The sequence below is a fragment of the Collinsella sp. AF02-46-1 genome (genome assembly GCF_003465825.1).
GTDB lineage: Bacteria > Actinomycetota > Coriobacteriia > Coriobacteriales > Coriobacteriaceae > Collinsella.
This window is the reverse complement of sequence record NZ_QSBV01000006.1, coordinates 23,822-41,042: the sequence shown is the minus strand read 5'-3', so window position 1 is coordinate 41,042 and position 17,221 is coordinate 23,822. Positions and strand designations below refer to the sequence as shown.

The window sequence follows — 17,221 nt, the reverse complement described above, 5'->3', positions numbered from 1 at the left end:
CGATTTAACCGCATTACGCGATGCCGATGCGCATTTTGTGTGCCCCTTTCTACAATCACTTTGTGTCTATTGCCGAACATGTCTTCCGTTTCGCCTGTGTGGGGACGTGGGGTGCAATAGTCGTTTGTAGAGGCTCATTGAGGAGGGAATTGATGAAAGAAAAATTCCAATCGTTCGGAAAGGCAATGCTCGTTCCGATTACGCTCATTGCCATTTCCGGTCTCTTTTTGGGTATCGGTAGCGTTTTTACGACCGAACTGACCCTTGTGTCCCTTGGCGTTAATTGGGACTGGTATGCCGCTTCGCCGCTCTTTACGTTCTTCTCGGTATTTAAGGGTCTCGGCGAGGTAATCATTGGAAACCTCGGTGTTTTGTTTGCCGTCGGCTGCGCCTTCTCCTTGTCTCGCAAAGAGAAGGGCTGGGCTGCCTTTTCTGCCCTTGTCTGCTATCTCACCATGCTCAAGACGGTTGAGATTCTGCTTGGAGCAGCTGGCTTGGCTGCCGACAATACAACGGTGGAAGCTCTTCAGAAGGTCGGCCTTACGTCCATTCAGGCGAGTGAGCAGTCCGCACTCTACACTACCTCGCTCGGCTTTTTTGGCTACAGCTCTGGTGTCTTTGGCGGCATTATCGTGGGCTGCCTGGTCGCCTGGATCACCGGCCGTTTTTACAAGACCAAGCTTCCAACGGCGCTGGCGTTTTTTGCGGGCAGTCGAACGGTTCCCATTGTATCGCTGGTCGCCGGTGGCGTCCTGGGCGGCATCATGTACTTCGTTTGGCCCGTCATCGGTGGATGCTTCTCGGGTATTGCGACGTTCGTGAAAGGCTCCGGTCTGGTCGGTACGTTTGTCTATCGCTGGGTGCTCGAGAGCCTTGTGCCGTTTGGCTTGCATCCGCTGCTCGAGACGCCCATGTATTGGACTGAGCTTGGCGGCTCCATGGTCGTCGACGGAACGCGCGTGGTGGGCAATAGCGCTATTCAGCTTGCACAGCTCGCTTCTCCCAGTAGCGACAAGCTCTTGGTTAGGGCCTTCATGGCTGGCTATGGCATTAACGATTACGCGTTGTTCCCGGGCATCGCCCTTGCTATGTGGTCTTGTGCCAAGCCCCAGAACCGCAAGAAGGTTGCTGGTCTTTTAATCCCCACAGTGATTTCGACTGTTTTCTTTGGCGTTACGGAGCCTATTCTCTTTACGTTCCTGTTTGCCGCCCCCTGGCTCTACTTTGGCGTTTACGCTCCGCTTTCCGGACTGGGTGAAGTTCTCTCGGAGGCAATGGGCGTTTCGGTGTACCAGGGAAATATCAAGGACCTGATCCCATTCTTATTCCGCCCCGAGAAGCTTAATCTGCTTCCGTACCTTATTCTGCTCCCCGCCTTTTTCCTGGCAGCTTTCTTCCTCTTCCGGTTCTTTATTACTAAGTTCGATATCAAGACGCCCGGTCGAGACGATGGTGACGATATTGAGTTGATCAACAGCAGAGCCGAGTTCGAGGCAAAGGCCGCTGAGGCAAAGGGCGAGTCTGATAGCACTCCCGAGAAGGCAGTCCAGGGCCGTGCGACCAAGGACAGCGCGCTTGCTGTTGGCATTGTCGAAGCGCTTGGTGGAGCCGACAACATTGATGATCTTGACAACTGCATCTCACGTCTTCGCGTGATTGTCAAGGATGGTTCTAAGGTTGCAGACGACGAGGTGTTCACCAAGAATCTTGAAGCTATGGGCGTTATCCGCCTGAGCGACAAGGCAATCCAGGTCATTTACGGTCCTCGTGTCGGCGAAGTCGCTTCTGAGGTGCACGAAGTTCTCGGTGACGAGTAAAACGCGCAAGTGGCTTTCAATTGCATAGCGCAATTCCAGGGCTTGGCTTCCTATCGCATGATTTAGGGAGCCAAGCCTTCTTGTTTTAGATTGTCAAGGCAGATACTCAATAGTTCTTCGAATGCGAGAATACAACTTCCGGTAAAGCAGTTAGGCTTAACGTTCTTAAGATCCATTGGGTGATCGTCATGTATCGTAAAGATCGCGTCTGCCGTCTTGGCGAGCTCGCTGTCTTCGTTGCCGGTAAACGCGAGGGTCGTAATGCCCGCGTCGTGGCATGCCCTTGCGGTTTCCAGGATGGCTTCTGTCTGGCCCGATTTGGATATGAGCATCATGCAGCTGAGCGTATTTCGGTTGGATTCGACAAACTGATCGGTTTCTAGGAAGTCCTGTATGACGGCCAAAAAGCCAAGTCCAACGAGCTTGGTCGCCATGTACTGCGCAACGATGCGTGAGAAGCCCTCTCCGTTTACTCCGATCATTCTGTTGCGATGCAGTGCGGCGATGAATACGTCTACATCTCCGGTGTGGCATACGAAGTGGACGCTACTGTCTTTGAGTGATTGATTCATTTCGCGGGAGACATGCTGAAGGTGCTTGAGATCGTACATCATTTCGCGGTAGCCACGGTAGCCGAGCTTTTTCGAAAGCCTGATGACTGTCGTCATGCTGGTAAAGCATGCCATGGCGACGGGTTTTATGCCAATATCATCGAGGGTGTCGATATTGTTGAGCAGGTATTCGAGTACGCTTTGCTCGGTTTCGGATAGCTTTGCGGCTGAGTAGAGCTTGGAAATCTGCTTTTTATCAACCATCGGTGCTCCCTTCCCGCCGGACGTGTGTGGCCGCTTCCGTTGCGTAAATAATAACTCCTTGGGGAATTCCTTTCCCGCCTTGCAGCCGGGGCGGGAAGCGGCCCTCCATGCTGGATACAATATCCATACACAGGCGAACCATGCAATATTGAATGTGCTAATTGGGGGTTTCGATATGAAACTTACGGTCATAGGCGGCGGTGGCGTCCGCTCCATGTTTTTGGCAAAGAGCATAGCCCAGCAGGCGTCATCGCTTGGAATCGATGAACTTGTGTTTATGGACAATGATCCCGAGAAGCTGCGCATCTACGGTGGCCTTGCCGCCCATGTCTCGGGCATGCTTTGCCCCACGCTTAATTTTTCATTGACGGGCGATGCAGTCGAGGCCGTTAAGGACGCCGATTACGTGATCACGACGATTCGCGTCGGTGGGGACCATATGCGCGTTCGCGATGAGCGCATTGCTCTCTCACATGGGGTTCTTGGCCAAGAGACGACTGGCGCAGCCGGCGTGTCTTTTGCCATGCGCTCCGTCCCTGCGCTTGCTTCGTATTGCGAGTTAATCAAGAAGTACGCAAAGCCGGGCGTCAAGGTGTTTAACTTTACTAATCCCGCTGGCGTCGTATCTCAGGCCTTACGCGATATGGGCTACGATTTTACTTATGGCATTTGCGATGCCCCCTCGGGCATGTTGCATCAGTTTGCCGAGTATAAAGGCGTTGATCCCGCATCGGTTCAGGGCGAGTGCTATGGACTCAACCACCTCTCGTTCTTCCGCAATGTGACGGTTGACGGCGAGGACATCATGCCCGACTTGATCCACGACGACGGGGCATATGCTCATACGGATCTTAGGTTCTTCGAGAAGGATCTCGTTCTAAATCGCGGATGCGTGCCAAATGAGTACCTATACTATTTCTACTATCGCGAGCGCGCCGTTGCCAACGTTCTCTCTTCGCCCCAGACGCGCGGCGAACTAATCGAAGAAATTAATCGAGAAATGACGAGCGAGCTTGCATCTATCGATATTGAGAACGACTTCGAAAAGGGCCTCGCGTGCTTTGAGAAGTGGTATGGAATGCGCGAAAACAACTACATGGCGGCCGAGACAGGTATTCACCGCGACAAGCCGTGGACGTTTGACGTGTACGGCAAAGATGCTGGCGGATACGCAGGTGTTGCGCTCCGTTTCATGGATATTGCTCGCTCTGGCAAGACGCAGCAGATGATCCTGTGCACCCCCAACAATGGCGCCATCCCCGGCCTTCTCGATACAGATGTCATCGAGTCAACGTGCGATATCTCCACCGATGGCTGTGTACCGCATCGCGTCGAAGCCGATTCTGTGCCCGCGGGAAACCTCGAATTGATTCGTCGCGTCAAGTACTACGAGCGCACCGTGGCGCGTGGCATCGTTAACCGATCGAAGCGCGACATTGTCGAGAGCCTCGCGATGCACCCGCTCGTTAATTCGTACTCCTTGGCGAAAGACATCGCCGCGCAGTACTTTGAGCTTAACCGCGACTACATCGACGGCTGGACAGACTAGTCTGGACGTTAAAACTAGAAATCATGGATGGGCGGACCGGCGTTTATATTGGCGCTCGTTCGCCCTGCCTAGTAAGAAAACGGGTATAGAGTGAACTTGCGAGAGAACTTCAATGTCTTTCTGGAATCGGGCGATCGGGCGAAGGGATGCCGGAGTGGCTGCACGATGGCGTTATATATCCCCTTGTTTGTTATGAGCGCGCTTCAAATTGGTGTATCAAACGTTGCAACTGAGCTCGCCTATATCAATCCGTCCATTACGCTTATTTGCACTGTGGTCGCGGCCTTTTTAAACCTGCTTCTATCGAATGTGGCTTTTTCATTATTTGCCGTCGACCGGTCCAAAGAGACGGTGCAACCTGCTCGAACCCCTCCGGTTTATCTCTTGGCCTCGACGGTTCCCCTCCAGATTTCTGGGGCGCTGCTAATTTATTTGGTTCACTTGATTTTATCGGCAATTGTAGTCTTTGCCTCGCTTGCGAGCAGCCAGCTCGGGGTGTTGTGCTCGCTTGTGGTGGCAGTAATCGTGACGCTTCTTTCCGCGTCGTTCGTATTCGTGTTAATTGAAGATGCGGACGTGGAGCAGAGGGGACTACGAGGCATTCGGTTTGCACCACGCTACATCATGCGTTCGGTCACGGTGCTTCGTTCCTCCTGCAGGGAAATCGCGCGTCCCGCAACGCTGCTGGTGGCATGGAACCTGGTTGCAAGTTGCGCTATCCAGGTTCTTGTTGGATGGGTAGTTTCGAGTGCGGCGCTGCCGTCGGCACTTTCAGTGACGGCGCTTGTACATGAGGGACTTTATTATGGGGCGTTTGCTTATATGCTGCTTTTGCTAGTTCATTGTGCGGTTGCGAGTTGGCTCGAAATTGACGTGCTCATGGGGGTGTCCTTGTGCGTATCCGAGCAGGCGCGATAGCCCGAAGATGAAGCCGCGTTTTCGACATTGAGTTTCTGCGTACCTTGCTTTCTAAGCAGAATTGGCGCGCCATCTGTTAACGATCGTTTTCCAAGAATTCTTTTGTTGCTCATTTTATAGACTTCTCATTGCTATAATCGCCCACCGCTCTAGATGATCGGAGAGGTTTTCCTATATGGCTCAAACAAAGCAAGGTGGTATCGCACTCAGTCAGTGGCTCCCGCTTATCGGGCTCGCCTGCTGCGCGTTCGTGTTCAACACGTCGGAGTTTATGCCCATCGGCCTTCTGACTGATATCGCCGCATCGTTCTCGCTCACCGAGGCCCAGGCAGGCATCATGATCTCGGTCTATGCTTGGGGCGTCATGCTGCTGTCGCTGCCACTCATGGTGTTTGCCTCGCGCTTTGAGTTCAAGTGGATGCTGCTCGGCGTGCTCGCCGTGTTTTCTCTGGGTCAGTTCCTGTCCGCTGTGGCACCGACATATCCCATCCTGGTCTGTGCGCGCCTGGTGGTCGCTTGCGCACATGCCGTGTTCTGGTCGGTCGCCTCGATTATGGCCTCGCGCCTGGTTGACGCCCGCCACGGGGCGCTCGCCATCAGCATGATCGCCACGGGCTCGTCTATCGCGCAGATTTTCGGCCTGCCCCTCGGTCGTGCCATCGGCCTGGCCGTGGGCTGGCGCATGACGTTTGCCGTGGTCGGGGTCTTCTCTGCCGCCGCGGTGGTGTACCAGGCAGCGGTGTTCCCGGCCATGCCGGCGGGTGAGCGCTTTACCGTTAAGCAGCTGCCCGAGCTGCTCAAGAACCCGTTCCTGATCGCGCTCTACGCGGTCACGGTCTTTATGGCGACCGGCTATTACGCAAGCTACAGCTATATCGAGCCCTTCCTGGCGCAGGTCGCGCACGTCGATGCGGGTGCCATCACCATGACGCTGACGGCGTTTGGCTGTTCTGGTCTGCTCGGAAGCTGGCTGTTTGGCCGCCTGTTCGATGGGCATCGCTTCCCGTTCTTGGCTATCACGCTCTCCGGCGTGCCGGTGGCTCTGCTGCTTATGGGTCCGGTCGCATCGTCGCTCGTAGCAGTGCTTGCCGTCTGCGCGCTATGGGGCTGCTGCTCCACGGCCTTTAACGTGGCGTTCCAGGCCGAGCTCATCAAGTACACGCCGGCAGACTCGTCGGCCGTCGCCATGTCGATCTTCTCGGGCCTGTTTAACCTCGGTATCGGCACGGGCACCGCGGTCGGCGGCGCCGTGGTGTCGGGTCCCGGCATCGCCTGGATCGGTTGTGCGGGCGGGGCGATTGCCGTCGTGGGTGTCATTCTCGCTATCACGGTGCTATTCCCGGCCATACACCGCGCAAAGCCTGTCGCCTAATCACGTCTCCTCATCAGTTGCGGTGAAATACGGACTGCTGAGCCCAATAAACCCGGCAAACAGTCCGTATTTCACCGCAACTTAGAAAGGGGCTGGGGTAGCTAAAAGAGCCCCGTCCCAAAATAGCTACCCTGCTGGGCATACAATGGATGTCGTTGTGTTGAGCTTGCCGGGAGGTTGCTATGTGGGCATACGAGACGACGTTCTATCAGATCTATCCGCTGGGCTTTTGCGGAGCTCCGCGCGAAAACGCCGCGCCCGTTGCCGAGGATGAGCTCGCCCAGGCTGCCAACGCTGCGCCCAACCCCGATGCGCCCATCATGAAGATCGCCCAATGGGCCGACTACCTGCAAAAACTCGGTATTGGCGCTGTGCTGATTAACCCGCCGCTCGAGTCTGATAGCCACGGCTACGATACGCGCAGCCTGCGCCATATCGACCGCCGCCTGGGCGGGGATGCCGATTTTGCCGCCGTATGCGAGACGCTGCACGCCCATGGCATCCGCGTGGTGCTCGATGCCGTCTTCAACCATGTGGGCCGTGGCTTTTGGGCCTTCCGCGATGTGCAGGAGCGTAAGTGGGACTCGCCGTACAAGGATTGGTTCCACATCAGCTTTGACGGCGATTCCTGCTATGGCGACGGCTTTTGGTACGAGGGCTGGGAAGGCCATTTTGAGCTCGTGAAGCTCAACCTGCAAAACCCCGCCGTGGTCGATTACCTGCTCGAGTCCGTGCGCCGCTGGGCCGAGGTCTTTGGCGTCGACGGCCTGCGCCTGGACGTTGCCTATATGCTCGACCGCGACTTTATGCGTCGCCTGCACGCCTTTACCCGTGAGCTCAAGCCCGACTTTGTGCTGATCGGCGAGACGCTTCACGGTGACTACAACCAGATCGTCAACGACGAGATGCTCGACTCCTGCACCAACTACGAGTGCTACAAGGGCCTGTACTCCAGCTTTAACTCGGTCAATATGTTCGAGATCGCGCATTCGCTGCATCGCCAGTTTGGCGGCGATCCGTGGTGCATCTACCGCGGCAAGCACCTGCTGTCGTTTGTCGACAACCACGACGTGCCGCGCCTGGCAAGCATCCTCACCGACAAGTCGTGCCTGCGTCCCGTCTATGGCATGCTCTTTGGCATGCCGGGCATTCCGTGCGTCTACTATGGCAGCGAGTGGGGGATTGCCGGCGAAAAGGGCGGCCCCGATGGTGACTGGGCGCTGCGACCTGCGCTCGATGAGCCTGCGCCCAACGAGCTGACGGCGTTCATCACGCAGCTTGCGCACCTTCGCTCGGCCGATGACGCGGCGGCCTGTGCTCTCAACTACGGTGCCTATCGCAACGTGGTGATCCAGAACAAGCAGCTGCTGTTCGAGCGCGCCTGTGATGACGCGACGGTGCTCGTGGCGGTGAACGCCGTGGGCGAGCCTTACACCTTTGGCGCCGGCGAGCTCAACGGGTCCTTTGTCGACCTGCTTGCCGACGATGCGCCCACGGTCGAGCTGACGGGTACCCTTGAGCTTGCACCCTACGAGGTGCGCTATCTGTTGAGAGCCTAGCCCATGGCCGTGTCTGACGAGGACTATCAACATATTGAGCATGGGTTTGAGCCTGTGTTCGACCAGCGCTCGCGCGTTTTGGTGCTGGGGTCGTTTCCCTCGGTGCTCTCGCGTGCAAATGCCTTTTATTACGGCAACCCTCAGAATCGCTTTTGGCGTGTGATGGCTGCGTGCCTCGGTGTGCCTGTGCCGCCCAACGAGGGCGATCCTTTGGCAAGCGGTGAGCCCGCGACGCTCGATGCCTCCATTGCTGCCAAGCGATCTATGCTGCTGAACGGCGGCGTGGGCCTGTGGGATGTGATCGAGAGTTGCGACATTAAGGGCTCGAGCGACGCGAGCATTCGCAACGTTGTGCCGGCACATATCGAGCGCATTACCGATGCCGCGCCGATCGAGGTCGTTGTCTGTAACGGCGGTACGGCAGGGCGACTCTACAAACGCTACTTGCAAGATCGGACGGGGTTGCCCGCCGTCGTCCTACCCTCGACAAGTCCTGCCAATGCCGCCTGGCGACTGGAGCGTCTTGTCGAGCGTTGGCACGAAGCCGTTGACTGGGCTGTTATTTAATTTAGATTTTTGTTTGAGCGTGGGCGCCCAGACGTTTCAGAACGCCTCGCCAGATCGGCGCGGGCACGGCTGGCTCGGCGCAAACCATGCCGTCGGCGTCGACGTTGGCGGCATTGCCGCCGCCAAGTCGCTGTGCATGCTCGACGGAGCAGCCCATGCGCACGGCGCCCACGAGCTTGTCCATGGCCTCCGAAAACGGTCGCCGCAAGAGTCCCATGCGCGGGGAGCGACGAAGCGCCGCAATGCCGCTGCCGGCGCAGATGGCAACGCCGCCACACCACAATTGGTCATGGCGCTCACATGCCTTGTGCAGGCGAACGGCGGCCCCACGCGCCTGCTCAGTGCCCTCTTGTGCGGCTCGAATCGCGGCATAGACGCGCGTTCCCGTACCGCCAAAGCGCTCAAGCGTCTGCTCGATAGCTGTCAACGTCTCATCGTCAGCCACATCTTCAATGGCCAGCACGATGCCATCGGCAACGCTGCCGGCGTCATTTGCCTTCAAGTCGACTGGGAGGGGGAGTGTAGTGCCGGAAAGCTGTGCATAGGCGGCGATGGCATCCTGCAGGTCCCAAAGCAAAAACTCAAGATCGGCGCTATTGGGAATGCTGATATACGCAATGGTTTGCAGCGTTTTTGGTACATCGCCGCGCGCGGTCGTCTCCATGCCATCTCCTTTCCGGCTCGTTTCCGTTTAGGTTACACCGTCTGACGGCGCCTCGCCGCGCTATCCTAGTGCAACCCTTACGAAAGGAACGCCATGCGTCTGCCCATGAATACCTCGCTTGCCACGCTCAAGCCCTCCGGTATCCGCCGGATCAACGCGCTCGCCGCCCAGCATCCGGGGTGCATCGCGCTCGCGCTCGGCGAGCCCGATTTTCCCACGCCCGATGTGATTAGCGCCGAGGTGACCGCCGCACTGGACCGCGGTGACACGCACTATCCGCCGAACAACGGTCGCCCCGCCCTGCGCGAGGCGTTATCTGCCTACATGGGGGACGCGGGCCTTGCGTTTTCGGCCGACGAGGTCATCCTGACTGATGGCGCGACCGAGGCCCTGTCGGCAACATTCATGGCTATGCTCAACCCCGGCGACGAGGTCATTATCCCCACGCCGGCCTTTGGCCTGTACGAAAGCATCGTCGTGGCCAACCACGCCAAGGCGGTCTTTTTGGATACGGAGCCTGCGCAATTCCAGATCGATGAGGAAGCGCTGCGCGCTTGCGTTACGCCGGCGACCAAGGCCATCGTCATCTGCTCGCCCAACAATCCTACGGGTTGCATCCTCAATACGGCGTCGCTCGACGCCGTGGCGCGCGTGGCAGACCAGGCGGGCATCTACGTAGTCTGCGACGACGTATACAACCGCCTCGTCTATGTGGACGGCTACGAGCGCTTCGCCCAGCGACGCCCGGAGCTGCGCGAGCAGACGGTCGTCATCGAGAGCTTCTCCAAGCCCTGGGCCATGACCGGCTGGCGCCTGGGTTGGCTCGCGGCAGCGGCACCCGTCATCGCCGAGATCGCAAAAGCTCACCAATACCTAGTATCGAGCGCCGTCTCCTTCGAGATGGACGCCGCAGCCCGAGCCCTGACTGTCGACCCAACCCCCATGCTCAAAGTCTACCGAGCCCGCCGCGAACGCGTACTCGCAGCCTTAGACGCCATGGGCCTCGACGTAGTGGAACCGGCAGGCGCCTTCTACGCCTTCCCGAGCATCAAAAAGTTTGGCCTAACCAGCGAAGCCTTCTGCATCAAAGCCATCGAAGAGGCAAACGTAGCCCTAGTCCCGGGCGACTGCTTCGGCACCGAAGGTCATATCCGCCTAAGCTACTGCGTCTCCGACAAAGACCTAGACGAAGGCCTCCACCGCCTGTCCACCTTCATTTCAACCTTTTAGCCCTCAGGGATGCAACACATCAGCCCACCGACCCAAGCATTATGAGTGGGGCACGTCGCTCAACGGACACGAGGATTCGCAGCAAAGTTACCGCAGCTCCGGTCCGAGGGGCCGGGTTGAGATTTTCGTAGATTCCGCACGAGCCGAAGAGCACTTAATGTGCTCTTCGTGCGAGCCAGGACTTGACCGAGCGAAAATCTCAACCCGGCCCCTCGGACCGGAGCGTATGCAGGGTTTGTGTACGAATCCTCGCGCCCGTTGACCGACGCCGGGGTCCCCGCCATAATACTTTCGGTTCATGCACGAATCCGCTGCCAGAGACAGCCGGTGCAAACGGGCATCGCCCGCGAGCTTAATGGGATATCCCGCCAGCCGAGGTGGTCGAGTAGATATGTCTTCTCGCCCCCGTCGCTCATGCAGCGCGGGGGCTTTCTTTTTGGACATGCCCCCGTCACGTCCTTGTGGCGGACCGTGCCCGGAAAGAATTCGAGGAGGTGTAATTCATGCCCCAGCAGTACAAAATCGACAAGGTTGCAGAGATCGAGTCCCGTATCGCCGAGAACGCCGGTCTGTTCGTCGTCAACTACAACGGTCTGACGGTTAAGCAGGCTCAGGAGCTGCGTCATCAGCTTCGCGAGTGCGGCGCCGAGATGAAGGTCTACAAGAACAACCTGGTCAAGATCGCTCTCAAGAACCAGGAGCAGCCCGAGCTCGACGAGATCCTCGCCGGCCCCGTCGCTTATGTGTTCTACGAGTCCGAGCCGGTCGAGGCCGCTAAGGCCCTTAAGGACTTCTCCGCTAAGTCCAAGGGCGTCCTTGAGATCAAGGGCGGTATCTCCGACGGCAAGGCCGTTTCCGCTGATGATGTTAAGGCTATCGCCGAGCTGCCCACCAAGGATCAGCTTCTCGGCCAGATCGCCGGTCTCATCTCCGGTTTCGCTCGCGACATCGCTGTCTGCGTCAACGGCGTTTCCTCTGGTCTCGCTCGTTCGATCCAGCAGGTCTCCGAGCAGAAGGCAGCCTAGTTGCTGTTTTCACCCGCGGCGGCAACGCCGCACCCCTGGCGCATTCGCGCCGTGTTTTAACTGATCTCCGTGCATCCGCACGGAAACCGAAAGGACTTAGAAATGGCTAAGCTTACCACCGATGAGATCATCGATGCTCTTAAGGAAATGACCCTTCTCGAGGCTTCCGAGCTCGTTAAGGCTATCGAGGACACCTTCGGCGTTTCCGCCGCTGCTCCTGCCGCTGTTGTCGCCGCTCCCGCTGCTGGCGCTGCTGAGGCCGAGGAGAAGACCGAGTTTGACGTCGTGCTCGAGGGCTTCGGCGACAACAAGATCCAGGTCATCAAGGCCGTCCGTGAGCTCACCAACCTTGGCCTGAAGGAGGCCAAGGAGGTCGTCGAGGGCGCTCCCAAGGCTGTTCTCGAGGGTGCCAAGAAGGAGGACGCCGAGGCTGCCAAGGAGAAGCTCGAGGCTGCTGGCGCTGCTGTCACCCTCAAGTAATCAGGCTTTCTCGCCAGATTCCTTTGCAGACGGGGTTCGCATTGCGAGCCCCGTCTTTTTTGTTTTTCGGTTCCCCGACATCGGTTGCTCAAACTGCCATGTTCTGTGATTTGCGTCGCATCGGGTGCCCTGCCGTTGGGCAATAAAATTGCACCATTCGAGCAATAATTTGCGTTGACCTGCTGAAGAATTGTCTCTGCCTTGTAGCGACATATAGTTCCAGCGGTAAGATGCTTGGGTATCGCAATTTGGTCTGCGGCTGTGCGCCGCACGCACGGGGCGCTTTTGCGCCTGCGAAAGGATCTTTGAATAACATGAAGGCAATCATCCCCGCCGCCGGTCTTGGCACGCGTTTTCTGCCTGGCACCAAGTGCACGCCCAAAGAGATGCTGCCGGTGCTCGACAAGCCGGTCATCCAGTATGTCGTCGAGGAGGCACTCGACCCCGAGGAGGTCGACGACGCCATCATCGTTACCTCGCCCGGCAAGCCCGAGCTGCTGAACTACTTCCAGCCCGACCGTTCGCTCGAGAACCTGCTGCGCGAGCGCGGCAAGAACGCCTATGCCGATGCCGTCGCCCACGCTGGCGGTATGCCGGTCGACTTCCGTTATCAGTACGAGCCCAAGGGCCTCGGCCATGCCATTCGCTCTGCTGCCGACGCCGTGGCAGGGGAGAACTTCCTGGTTCTTCTGGGCGACTACGTTGTGCCTAACCGCGACATCTGCGACAAGATGCTCGCCGTTTCCAAGGAGCACGGTGGCGCTTCGGTTATCGCCGTCGCTGCTTGCTCGCCCGAGGAAGTCAGCCGCTACGGTGTTATCGCCGGCGAGCGCGTCGGTTCGCTCGAGGGCGCCGAGGACGTTGCCGATGCCGAGCCGGGCGCTGTCTGGCGTATCGGCGGTCTGGTTGAGAAGCCCGCTCCCGAGGCTGCTCCGTCCAACCTGTACATCGTCGGTCGCTACCTGCTGAGCCCGCTGGTCATGGACTTGCTGGCAGATCAGCAGGCCGGCAAGGGCGGCGAGATCCAGCTCACCGACGCCATGGCCCGTTCGCTCGACCGCGAGGCCATGTACGCCGTCGTCATCGACCCGCTGTCGGGCTACGACACTGGCACTCCCTCTGGTTGGATGGCCACTAACGCCCTCATGGCTGCAAACGACCCCCGCTTTGCCGATGCCTTCTGGGACGCCATCGACGAGCGCGGCGGATTGATGCGCAAGTAAGCCTTCGGGCATCGACATTTACGGGTGCGGACTTCGGTCTGCACCCGTTTTTTTATTCGAGCTACAGCTTGGCTCCGGAAAGTGCGACCCACAATTTGGTCGAATTCTGGGACGCGCTTTCCGGTTGGAACCCCTAGCGGAAACTGCGACCCGGAATTTCGGCTCAGAACGGGATATGCTTTCCCAAACAGTGCTCAACCGGAAACTGCGACCCAGTTTGAGGCCTCAAAACGGGACGCACTTTCCGCCTGACCAACCCTCGCCGTCATTTCGCCGTTCAGCGGCTCGCACCAGCGGTCTCGTTCACATAAAATATATGAACAGGTGTTCGATACATACCTATCTACCTGCATCTTTTCTGTCGAAAAACTTTGCTACTCCAAAAACTCAATCGCGTCAAGGCTTTTCTTGCTCAACGGTCGGTACCTGATAAACTATTAGGTTGCGATAACTGGCGAAGCTATGCCTCGCCAACCCACCGAGCATTTCCGTGAAGGAGGAAAAACCTGGTGACCTACGCATACACTGCCACTGAGCGCAAGCGCGTCAGCTTCGGGAAAATCCCGGAGGCCATGGAGCTCCCCAACCTTATCTCTGTTCAAAGGGAATCCTTTGAGCGTTTTAAGGACGAGGGCCTTCGTGAGGCGTTCAAGGAATCCAGCCCCATCCAGAGCCAGAACCATGTTCTCGAGGTTACCTTCGGCGAGCATCAGTTCGGCGACCCCGCGCACACCGTCGAGGAGTGCCGCGAGAAGGATATGACCTATCAGGCTCCGCTTCTGACCGACGTCCGTCTCACCAACAAGGAGACCGGCGAGATCAAGGAGCAGCTCGTCTTCATGGGCGACTTCCCCATGATGACCGATCAGGGTACCTTCATCATCAACGGTACCGAGCGTATCGTCGTCTCGCAGCTCGTCCGCTCCCCGGGCGTGTACTACAGCTCCGAGATGGATTCGGGCAAGCAGATCTACAAGGCCCAGATTATCCCGTCCCGCGGTGCCTGGCTTGAGTTTGAGGTCGACAAGCGCGACCAGCTCATGGTCTCCATCGACCGTAAGCGCAAGCAGAGCGCCACGATGTTCCTGCGCGCCCTTGGCATCGCCGTCACCAACGACGACATCATCGAGCTGCTCGGCAACTCCGATGTGATCAAGCGCACCCTGGAGCGCGACACCGCCCTTACCCGCGAGGATGCTCTCATCGAGATCTACCGTCGTCTGCGCCCGGGCGAGCCTCCCACCGTGGACGCTTCCCGCAGCCTGCTCGAGGGTCTGCTCTTCAACCCGCAGCGCTACGATCTGGCCCGCGTCGGTCGCTACAAGGTCAACAAGAAGCTCAACCTCACCACCGAGGAAGAGGTCACGGTGCTCACCGACGAGGATATCGTCGCGACGCTGCGCTACCTGCTGTCCCTCGCTGCCGGCGAGCAGGGCTTCAAGGTCGACGACATCGACCACTTTGGCAACCGCCGCATCCGCACCGTCGGCGAGCTCGTCGCCAACCAGTTCCGTATCGGCATGAGCCGTATGGAGCGCGTCGTCCGTGAGCGCATGAGCTCCCAGGACATCGACGAGATCACCCCGCAGTCGCTTATCAACATCCGTCCGATCGTGGCCTCCATCAAGGAGTTCTTCGGTTCCTCGCAGCTCTCGCAGTTCATGGACCAGGCGAACCCCCTGACCGGTCTGACCCACAAGCGCCGTCTGTCCGCACTCGGCCCTGGCGGTCTTGCCGGCCACAAGTCGGGCTCCAGCCGCCGCACCAACGTGCCGACGGCCGTCCGCGACGTTCACAACTCGCACTACAGCCGCATGTGCCCGATCGAGACCCCCGAAGGCCCCAACATCGGCCTGATCGGCTCGCTCGCCCTCTACGCCCGCGTCAACGAGTACGGCTTCATCGAGGCCCCGTTCCGTCGCGTCGAGAACGGCGTTGCCACCGACCAGATCGACTGGATGACCGCTGACGAGGAAGAGAAGCACGTCATCGCGCCGGCCAACACGCCGCTCGATCCCAAGACCAACGAGTTCATCACGACCGATGCCGAGGGCAAGATCGTCCGTCCGCACACCGTGATCGCCCGTACCCGCGACTTCGACGGCTCCTTCGGCGCTCCCGCCGACGTGCCTGTCGAGGACGTCGACTACATGGACGTCTCGCCGCGCCAGATGCTCTCCGTCGCAGCCACGCTGATCCCGTTCCTTGAGCACGACGACGCCAAGCGTACGCTGATGGGCGCTAACATGCAGCGTCAGGCCGTGCCGCTGGTTCACCCCGCCGCTCCCTATGTCGGTACCGGCATGGAGCGTCGCGCCGCTCTGGACTCCGGCGAGGTCACCCTGGCCAAGAATGCCGGCGAGGTCATCTTTGCCGACGCCGCCAAGATCATCGTCAAGCATGCCGGCGGCATGGACGAGTATCACCTGGCCAAGTACCAGCGCTCCAACCAGTCCACCTGCATCAACCACCGTCCGCTCGTGCGCGTCGGTGACACCGTTGAGCAGGGCGAGCCTCTGGCTGACGGTCCTTCGACCGATCACGGCGAGCTCGCACTGGGCCAGAACCTCACCGTGGCCTACATGCCGTGGGAAGGCTTTAACTACGAGGACGGTATCGTCGTGTCCGAGCGCCTGGTGGCCGAGGACCTGCTGACGACCATCAACATCACCCGTCACGAGATCGACGCCCGCGACACCAAGCTCGGCCCCGAGGAGATCACCCGCGAGATCCCGAACCTCTCCGAGGACATGCTTGCCAACCTCGACGAGGACGGCATCATCCGCATCGGCGCCGAGGTCGGCCCTGGCGACATCCTGGTCGGTAAGGTCACGCCTAAGGGCGAGAGCGCTCTGACCGCCGAGGAGCGCCTGCTGCGCGCCATCTTCGGTGCCAAGGCCCACGATGTCCGCGACACCTCCCTTAAGATGCCTCACGGCGCTTACGGCCGCGTCATCGACGTCGTCCGCTTTAGCCGCGAGAACGGCGACGACCTGGCCCCCGGCGTCAACGAGCAGGTGCGCGTCTACGTCGCCCAGCGTCGTAAGATCCAGCAGGGCGATAAGATCGCCGGCCGCCACGGCAACAAGGGTGTTATCTGTAACGTTCTGCCGGTCGAGGACATGCCCTACATGGCTGACGGTACCCCGATCGACGTTATCCTCAACCCGCTGGGCGTTCCTTCGCGTATGAACGTCGGCCAGCTGCTCGAGTGCCACCTTGGCTGGGCTGCTGCCTGCGGTTGGGATACCGAGCAGGCCGACTCCGACAAGTACGTCCCCGGTCCGTTCTTCACCGCCACGCCCGTCTTCGACGGCGCCAAGGAGGACGAGATCGCCGAGGTCATCCGTCGCGCCAACAAGAACATGCTCAACAAGGCCACCGCTGCCTTTGGCGATCACATGCGCCCCGAGTTCGTCACCCAGCTTGACGAGCGCGGCAAGACTCGTCTGTTCGACGGCCGCACCGGCGAGGAGTTCCGCGAGCCCATTACCGTGGGTACGTCCTACATCCTCAAGCTCGGCCACATGGTCGACGACAAGATCCACGCCCGTTCGACCGGCCCTTACAGCCTGGTTACCCAGCAGCCTCTGGGCGGCAAGGCCCAGTTCGGCGGCCAGCGCTTCGGCGAGATGGAAGTTTGGGCACTGTACGCATACGGTGCTTCCAACGTCCTGCAGGAGATCCTGACCGTCAAGTCCGACGATACCGTGGGCCGCGTCAAGACCTACGAGTCCATCGTCAAGGGCGAGAACGTTCCTGTCCCGGGTATCCCCGAGTCCTTCAAGGTTCTCGTCAAGGAGATCCGCTCCCTCGCGCTGGACATCGAGCCCATGCACGATGCCGACGAGGACGCCTCCGCCCCTGTGACCGCCGAGGAGACCTCTGCTCTCGACGACCTGGCTGCGCTCGCCGGCGTTGACACCGACGTCGAGGCCGAGGATGCCGAGACCGCCGAGGCACCCGAGGCTGTCGCCGCCACGACCACTGATAAGGAGTAGT

The 17,221-nt window shown here is 59.1% G+C and carries 13 protein-coding genes; 11 read left to right on the top strand and 2 right to left on the bottom strand.

Annotated elements, in window-relative coordinates; genetic code table 11:
- Positions 1–152 precede the first annotated feature (152 nt).
- A complete protein-coding gene (locus tag DWV20_RS03575; RefSeq protein ID WP_158551292.1) occupies positions 153–1,817 on the top strand; it encodes a PTS transporter subunit EIIC in 1,665 nt (554 codons plus the stop codon).
- 62 nt (positions 1,818–1,879) lie between these two features.
- On the opposite strand, the gene DWV20_RS03570 is transcribed toward DWV20_RS03575, so the two are convergent.
- Positions 1,880–2,632, bottom strand: a complete 753-nt coding sequence (locus tag DWV20_RS03570) for a MurR/RpiR family transcriptional regulator (RefSeq protein ID WP_158550125.1) — start codon at positions 2,630–2,632, stop codon at positions 1,880–1,882.
- 175 nt (positions 2,633–2,807) lie between these two features.
- On the opposite strand from DWV20_RS03570, the gene DWV20_RS03565 reads away from it, so the two are divergent.
- The 5 genes from DWV20_RS03565 (at position 2,808) to DWV20_RS03545 (ending at position 8,597) form a co-directional block, all read left to right on the top strand.
- Positions 2,808–4,181, top strand: coding sequence for a 6-phospho-beta-glucosidase (locus tag DWV20_RS03565; RefSeq protein ID WP_117583084.1), 1,374 nt, complete (start codon positions 2,808–2,810; stop codon positions 4,179–4,181).
- Positions 4,182–4,346: 165 nt separating this feature from the next.
- Positions 4,347–5,099: a hypothetical protein gene (locus tag DWV20_RS03560; RefSeq protein WP_117583083.1), complete on the top strand. Its 753-nt coding sequence runs from the start codon at positions 4,347–4,349 to the stop codon at positions 5,097–5,099.
- Between the two features lie 175 nt (positions 5,100–5,274).
- A complete protein-coding gene (locus DWV20_RS03555; protein ID WP_118256409.1) occupies positions 5,275–6,471 on the top strand; it encodes an MFS transporter in 1,197 nt (398 codons plus the stop codon).
- Between the two features lie 182 nt (positions 6,472–6,653).
- Complete coding sequence (locus DWV20_RS03550; protein ID WP_117563777.1) at positions 6,654–8,030, top strand: alpha-amylase family glycosyl hydrolase; 1,377 nt, start codon at positions 6,654–6,656, stop codon at positions 8,028–8,030.
- A 3-nt stretch (positions 8,031–8,033) separates the two neighbouring features.
- Positions 8,034–8,597 carry a uracil-DNA glycosylase family protein gene (locus DWV20_RS03545; RefSeq protein ID WP_117563776.1) on the top strand — a complete coding sequence of 188 codons (564 nt, stop codon included), beginning with the start codon at positions 8,034–8,036 and terminating at the stop codon, positions 8,595–8,597.
- Position 8,598: 1 nt separating this feature from the next.
- Here DWV20_RS03545 and DWV20_RS03540 read toward each other — a convergent pair whose 3' ends face one another.
- Positions 8,599–9,261 (bottom strand): hypothetical protein, encoded by a 663-nt coding sequence (locus tag DWV20_RS03540; RefSeq protein ID WP_118236996.1) that lies wholly within the window; start codon positions 9,259–9,261, stop codon positions 8,599–8,601.
- A gap of 93 nt (positions 9,262–9,354) precedes the next feature.
- On the opposite strand from DWV20_RS03540, the gene DWV20_RS03535 reads away from it, so the two are divergent.
- The 5 genes from DWV20_RS03535 to DWV20_RS03515 all read left to right on the top strand — a co-directional run bounded on the left by DWV20_RS03535 (position 9,355) and on the right by DWV20_RS03515 (position 17,220).
- Positions 9,355–10,491, top strand: coding sequence for a pyridoxal phosphate-dependent aminotransferase (locus DWV20_RS03535; protein ID WP_118236994.1), 1,137 nt, complete (start codon positions 9,355–9,357; stop codon positions 10,489–10,491).
- A 503-nt stretch (positions 10,492–10,994) separates the two neighbouring features.
- A complete protein-coding gene (rplJ, locus tag DWV20_RS03530; protein WP_006235004.1) occupies positions 10,995–11,516 on the top strand; it encodes a 50S ribosomal protein L10 in 522 nt (173 codons plus the stop codon).
- Positions 11,517–11,618: 102 nt separating this feature from the next.
- Positions 11,619–11,996, top strand: coding sequence for a 50S ribosomal protein L7/L12 (rplL, locus tag DWV20_RS03525; RefSeq protein ID WP_006235005.1), 378 nt, complete (start codon positions 11,619–11,621; stop codon positions 11,994–11,996).
- Positions 11,997–12,310: 314 nt separating this feature from the next.
- On the top strand, positions 12,311–13,219 hold the full coding sequence (locus tag DWV20_RS03520; protein ID WP_117806112.1) for a UTP--glucose-1-phosphate uridylyltransferase: 909 nt from the start codon (positions 12,311–12,313) through the stop codon (positions 13,217–13,219).
- Between the two features lie 572 nt (positions 13,220–13,791).
- The gene (locus DWV20_RS03515) at positions 13,792–17,220 is read left to right on the top strand and encodes a DNA-directed RNA polymerase subunit beta (RefSeq protein WP_233503781.1); all 3,429 of its coding nucleotides are present in this window, start codon (positions 13,792–13,794) and stop codon (positions 17,218–17,220) included.
- Position 17,221 lies beyond the last annotated feature (1 nt).